General features: G+C 65.9%; 5 protein-coding genes and 1 pseudogene. All 6 read right to left on the bottom strand.

Annotation, left to right across the window (positions count from 1 at the left end; all coding sequences use genetic code 11):
* Positions 1-2,551 (bottom strand): DNA-directed RNA polymerase subunit beta (gene rpoB, locus AB7U92_RS21205; RefSeq protein WP_428581702.1); only part of this gene is annotated, 2,551 nt, incomplete at its 3' end.
* A gap of 252 nt (positions 2,552-2,803) precedes the next feature.
* On the bottom strand, positions 2,804-3,181 hold the full coding sequence (gene rplL, locus AB7U92_RS21210) for a 50S ribosomal protein L7/L12 (RefSeq protein ID WP_428581705.1): 378 nt from the start codon (positions 3,179-3,181) through the stop codon (positions 2,804-2,806).
* 49 nt (positions 3,182-3,230) lie between these two features.
* Positions 3,231-3,740, bottom strand: coding sequence for a 50S ribosomal protein L10 (gene rplJ, locus AB7U92_RS21215; RefSeq protein ID WP_428581708.1), 510 nt, complete (start codon positions 3,738-3,740; stop codon positions 3,231-3,233).
* Positions 3,741-3,945: 205 nt separating this feature from the next.
* Complete coding sequence (gene rplA, locus AB7U92_RS21220; protein ID WP_428581711.1) at positions 3,946-4,656, bottom strand: 50S ribosomal protein L1; 711 nt, start codon at positions 4,654-4,656, stop codon at positions 3,946-3,948.
* A 2-nt stretch (positions 4,657-4,658) separates the two neighbouring features.
* Complete coding sequence (gene rplK / locus AB7U92_RS21225; protein WP_428581714.1) at positions 4,659-5,090, bottom strand: 50S ribosomal protein L11; 432 nt, start codon at positions 5,088-5,090, stop codon at positions 4,659-4,661.
* 127 nt (positions 5,091-5,217) lie between these two features.
* Positions 5,218-5,307: pseudogene (locus AB7U92_RS21230) on the bottom strand (transcription termination/antitermination protein NusG); the annotation flags it as partial.

Genomic DNA, 5,307 nt, shown 5'->3' on the forward strand with positions numbered 1-5,307 from the left:
CCATGACCACCAGCTCCTCGATATGGATCGAGGTGTAGCGGTCATCCGCCACGACGCGCTCGGAGATGAGGATCGAGTCCTCGAAGTTGTAGCCGTTCCAGGGCATGAACGCGACCAGCATGTTCTGGCCCAGTGCCAGTTCGCCGATGTCGGTGGAGGCGCCGTCGGCGATGATGTCCTCGGCCGCCACCACGTCACCGCGCTTGACGATCGGGCGCTGGTGGATGTTCGTGTTCTGGTTGGAACGCTGGTACTTGATCAGGTTGTAGATGTCGACGCCGACCTCGCCGGCCACCGTCTCGTTGTCGTTGACGCGGATGACGATGCGGTTGGTGTCGACGTAGTCGACCACGCCGCCGCGGCGCGCGGCCACGACCGTGCCGGAGTCCTTCGCGGCCACGCGCTCGACGCCCGTGCCCACCAGCGCCTTCTCGGGGCGCAGCGTCGGCACCGCCTGGCGCTGCATGTTCGCGCCCATCAGCGCGCGGTTCGCGTCGTCGTGCTCGAGGAAAGGCACCAGCGAGGCGGCCACCGAGACGATCTGCGTCGGCGCCACGTCCATGTACTGGATGCGCTCCGGCGAGGTCAGGATCGATTCGCCGTTGTCGCGGGCGGACACCAGCTCGTCGATCAGCTTGCCTTCCTTGTCGAGCGTGGCGTTGGCCTGGGCGATGACGTACTTGCCTTCCTCGATGGCCGACAGGTAGTCGATCTGGTTGGTCACCTTGCCGTCGGCCACGCGGCGGTACGGCGTCTCGAGGAAGCCGTACTCGTTGAGCTGCGCGTACAGGGCCAGCGAGTTGATCAGGCCGATGTTCGGGCCTTCCGGCGTCTCGATCGGGCAGACGCGGCCGTAGTGAGTGACGTGCACGTCACGCACCTCGAATCCGGCGCGCTCGCGTGTCAGGCCGCCCGGGCCGAGGGCGGAGACGCGGCGCTTGTGCGTGATCTCCGACAGCGGGTTGGTCTGGTCCATGAACTGCGAGAGCTGGCTCGCCCCGAAGAACTCCTTCAGCGCCGCGGAGATCGGCTTGGAGTTGATCAGGTCGTGCGGCATCAGCGCCTCGGTCTCGGCCTGGCCGAGACGTTCCTTCACGGCCTTCTCGATGCGCGCCAGGCCCGAGCGGTACTGGTTCTCGGCCAGCTCGCCGACGCAGCGCACGCGGCGGTTGCCGAGGTGGTCGATGTCGTCGACCTGGCCGCGGCCGTTGCGCAGCTCGACGAGGATCTTCACCACGTCGAGGATGTCCTCGTTGGACAGCGTCATCGCGCCTTCCGGCGTGTCGCGGCCGACGCGGGCGTTGAACTTCATGCGGCCGACGCGCGACAGGTCGTAGGTGTCGGCCGAGTAGAACAGGCGGTGGAACAGCGCCTCGACGGCGTCTTCCGTCGGCGGCTCGCCGGGGCGCATCATGCGGTAGATGGCCACGCGGGCGGCGAGCTGGTCGGCGGTCTCGTCCGACGCCAGCGTCTGCGAGATGTAGGCGCCTTCGTCGAGCTCGTTGGTGTACAGGCAGGGCAGTTCCTTGATGCCCGCCGCGCGCAGCTTCTTCAGCAGCGCTTCGGTCAGCTCGTCGTTGGCCTTGGCGATGATCTCGCCGGTGTCGCCGTCGACGACGTTGCGCGCCACCACGCGGCCGACCAGGAAGTCTTCCGGCACGCTGATGAACTGGGTCTCGGTCTGCTCGAGCTGGCGCACGTGGCGCGCGGTGATGCGCTTGTCCTTTTCGACGATCACGTTGCCGTTCTTGTCGGTGATGTCGAAGCGGGCGATCTCGCCGCGGATGCGGTCGGCGACGAACTCCATCTGCGCGCCCGAGTCCATCAGGCGGAAGTTGTCGAAGACGAAGAAGTGCGCCAGGATCTGCTCAGGGTTCAGGCCGATCGCCTTGAGCAGGATCGTCACCGGCATCTTGCGGCGACGGTCGACGCGGAAGTACAGGATGTCCTTCGGGTCGAACTCGAAGTCCAGCCAGGAGCCGCGGTACGGAATGATGCGGGCGCTGAACAGGAGCTTGCCCGAGCTGTGGGTCTTGCCCTTGTCGTGCTCGAAGAACACGCCCGGCGAGCGGTGCAGCTGCGAGACGATCACGCGCTCGGTGCCGTTGATGATGAACGAGCCGTAGTCGGTCATGAGCGGCACTTCGCCCATGTAGACCTCCTGCTCCTTGATCTCCTTGACCGTCTTCGCCTGCGGCGACTCGCGGTCGTAGATGATCATCTGCAGCTTGGCGCGCACGGCGGCGGCGTAGGTCAGGCCGCGCTGCTGGCACTCCCGCGTGTCGAACGCGGGCTTGGCCATGTTGAACTCGATGAACTTCATCTCCACGAACCCGTTGTGCGAGACGATCGGGAATGCGGAGAGGAACGCGGCTTGCAGCCCCTCGGGCTTGCGCTTCTGCGGAGGCACGTCCTTCTGCAGGAAGGCAACGTACGACTCCTTCTGCATGGTCAGCAGGTAGGGGACGTTGAGGACGCTTTCACGCTTGCCGAAGCTCTTGCGGATCCGCTTGCGCTCGGTGTAGCTGTAGGGGGTGGTTTGCTGCGCCATAGGTGATTTCTCACTCCGTCTCAGGAACGCCCACCCGGCCGTGGCAGGCTGCTCCGTCGGCGACTGTCTTTCGAACCTTGCGTTCGAAGCTTGGTGGCAGGCCACTACCTGCCGCTGGCGGACAACCCCGGCATTGCACCGGAGTCCGACCAAACCCGTTCTCTGCAGTCGGATCAGAGAACACTGCAAAGCCCGTGGGCTTTGCGCTGCTCTCGAAAGGCGGGCCGCCCGCGGCGGCCCGCACCTCGTCGATTACTTGAGCTCGACCTTGGCGCCGGCTTCTTCCAGCTTCTTCATGGCAGCTTCGGCGTCGGCCTTGGCAAAGCCATCCTTGACGGGCTTCGGCGCGCCGTCGACCAGGTCCTTGGCTTCCTTCAGGCCCAGGCCGGTGATCTCGCGAACGGCCTTGATGACCGACACCTTGTTGGCGCCGGCTTCGGTCAGCACCACGGTGAACTCGGTCTTCTCTTCGGCGGCCGGAGCGGCAGCGCCGCCGCCACCGGCGGCCGGGGCCGCCATCGAAGCGGCGGACACGCCGAACTTCTCTTCGATCGCCTTGACCAGGTCGTTGAGTTCCATCACCGACATGCTGTCGAGGGCGGTCAGGAATGCGTCTTTGTCGAAAGCCATTTGGGGCTCCTAGATATCTGTTGGATTCGGTTCAGGGAAAGGATCGTCTTCAGGCAGCGGGCGCTTCGGCGCTGCCGCCGCGCTTCTCGGCCAGGGCCGCCACCACAGCAGCCATGCGCTGCACCGGCGACTTCAGCAGGCCGGCGATCTGGCTGAGCAGGACTTCCTTGCTCGGCACAGCGGCCAGTGCCTTCACGCCGTTGGCGTCGAGCGGCTTGCCGGCGTAGGCGCCGGCCTTGACGATCAGCTTGTCGTTGCCTTTGGCGAAGTCAGCGATGACTTTCGCGGCGGCAACGGCGTCTTCGGAAAAGCCGTAGATCAGCGGGCCGACCATGGCATCCGAGGCCACCTCGAACGGCGTGCCTTGCACGGCGCGACGAGCCAGGGTGTTCTTCAGCACGTGAAGGTACACGCCCTTTTCGCGCGCCTGCTTGCGCAGCGCGTTCAGGTGTTCCACGGTGAGGCCACGGTACTCGGCCAGCGCGAGCGTCTGCGAACGGGCCACTTGCGCGGCGACGTCCGAGACAACGGCTGCTTTCTCGTTGCGGTTGAGACTCAAGGTCTGCTCCTCACAAACACGTGCGGTTCGGTCTTTCGACCTCCCCGCACACCGGGTTTCAGCGACCTACCGACTCCGGAACCGAAATTCCATCCCGGCGGGACCGCCATCTGCGCTGGCCATTAAGCGGAGGAGTTGGACTCCGCACCAGCGGTCTTCGATGGCCTGCACGCCCTTGCGGAGCGTGCAGCCCACCAAACTCTGCCTACTGCTGCACCGGGGCAGCGTTGATCGTCGACACGTCGACGCGGGCGCCCACGCCCATGGTCGACGACACCGCCACCTTGCGCAGGTAGATGCCCTTGCTCGAGGCCGGCTTGGCCTTGTTCAGGGCCTCGACCAGCGCGCGCAGGTTGCCGGCGAGCTTCTCGCTGTCGAACGAACGGCGGCCGATCGTGGCGTGCACGATGCCGGCCTTGTCGACGCGGAACTGCACCTGGCCGGCCTTGGCATTCTTCACCGCGGTGGCGACATCGGGCGTGACGGTGCCGACCTTCGGGTTCGGCATCAGGCCGCGCGGGCCGAGCACCTGGCCGAGCGTACCGACGATGCGCATGGTGTCGGGCGAGGCGATCACGACGTCGAAATCCATCTTGCCGGCCTTGATCTCGGCGGCCAGGTCGTCCATGCCGACGATGTCGGCACCGGCAGCCTTGGCTTCCTCGGCCTTGGCGCCCTGGGCGAACACGGCGACGCGCTTGGTCTTGCCGGTGCCGTTGGGCATCACGACGGCGCCGCGCACCACCTGGTCGGACTTCTTGGCGTCGACGCCGAGTTGCACGGCCACGTCGATCGACTCGTCGAACTTGGCGGTGGCGCACTCCTTGACGATCGCCAGCGCGTTGTCCAGCGGGTACAGCTTGTTGCTGTCGACCTTGCCCTCGAGGGCCTTCTGGCGCTTGGTCAGCTTGGCCATGCTCAGACTCCTTCCACGGTGACGCCCATCGAGCGGGCGGAACCGGCAATGGTGCGGACGGCGGCTTCCAGGTCGGCAGCCGTCAGGTCCTTCATCTTGGTCTTGGCGATCTCCTCGACCTGGGCGCGCGTCAGCTTGGCGACCTTGTCGACGTGCGGCTTGGCCGAGCCCTTGTCGAGCTTGGCGGCCTTCTTGATCAGCACGGCGGCCGGCGGCGTCTTGAGGACGAAGGTGAACGACTTGTCGGCGAACGCGGTGATCACCACCGGCAGCACGAGGCCGGGTTCCATCGACTGGGTCTGGGCGTTGAACGCCTTGCAGAACTCCATGATGTTCAGGCCGCGCTGACCCAGCGCGGGACCGATCGGGGGCGACGGATTCGCCTTGCCCGCCGGGATCTGCAGCTTGATGAAGCCGACGATCTTCTTGGCCATGAGAGGCTCCTATCGAGTTCAAGCGCTTCCACCGCACTCGCGGCTTCGGCTCCTCGTCAATTCGACCCTGCTGATGACGGCGCGCCCCGGGGTCGGGGCGGGGCGCGCCCGGAAACTCACTGAATCGTCAGACCTTCTCGACCTGCGAGAAGTCGAGCTCGACCGGCGTGGCGCGGCCGAAGATCGTGACGGAGACGCGCACCTTGGACTTGTCGTA

Source organism: Piscinibacter sp. (genome assembly GCF_050175855.1).
Lineage (GTDB): Bacteria > Pseudomonadota > Gammaproteobacteria > Burkholderiales > Burkholderiaceae_C > Piscinibacter.

Bases quoted from the DNA above. Each gene is read 5' to 3' on its own strand.
- rplA (WP_428581711.1), bottom strand. From the start codon at position 4,656: ATGGCCAAGCTGACCAAGCGCCAGAAGGCCCTCGAGGGCAAGGTCGAC.
- rplK (WP_428581714.1), bottom strand. From the start codon at position 5,090: ATGGCCAAGAAGATCGTCGGCTTCATCAAGCTGCAGATCCCGGCGGGC.
- rplL (WP_428581705.1), bottom strand. From the start codon at position 3,181: ATGGCTTTCGACAAAGACGCATTCCTGACCGCCCTCGACAGCATGTCG.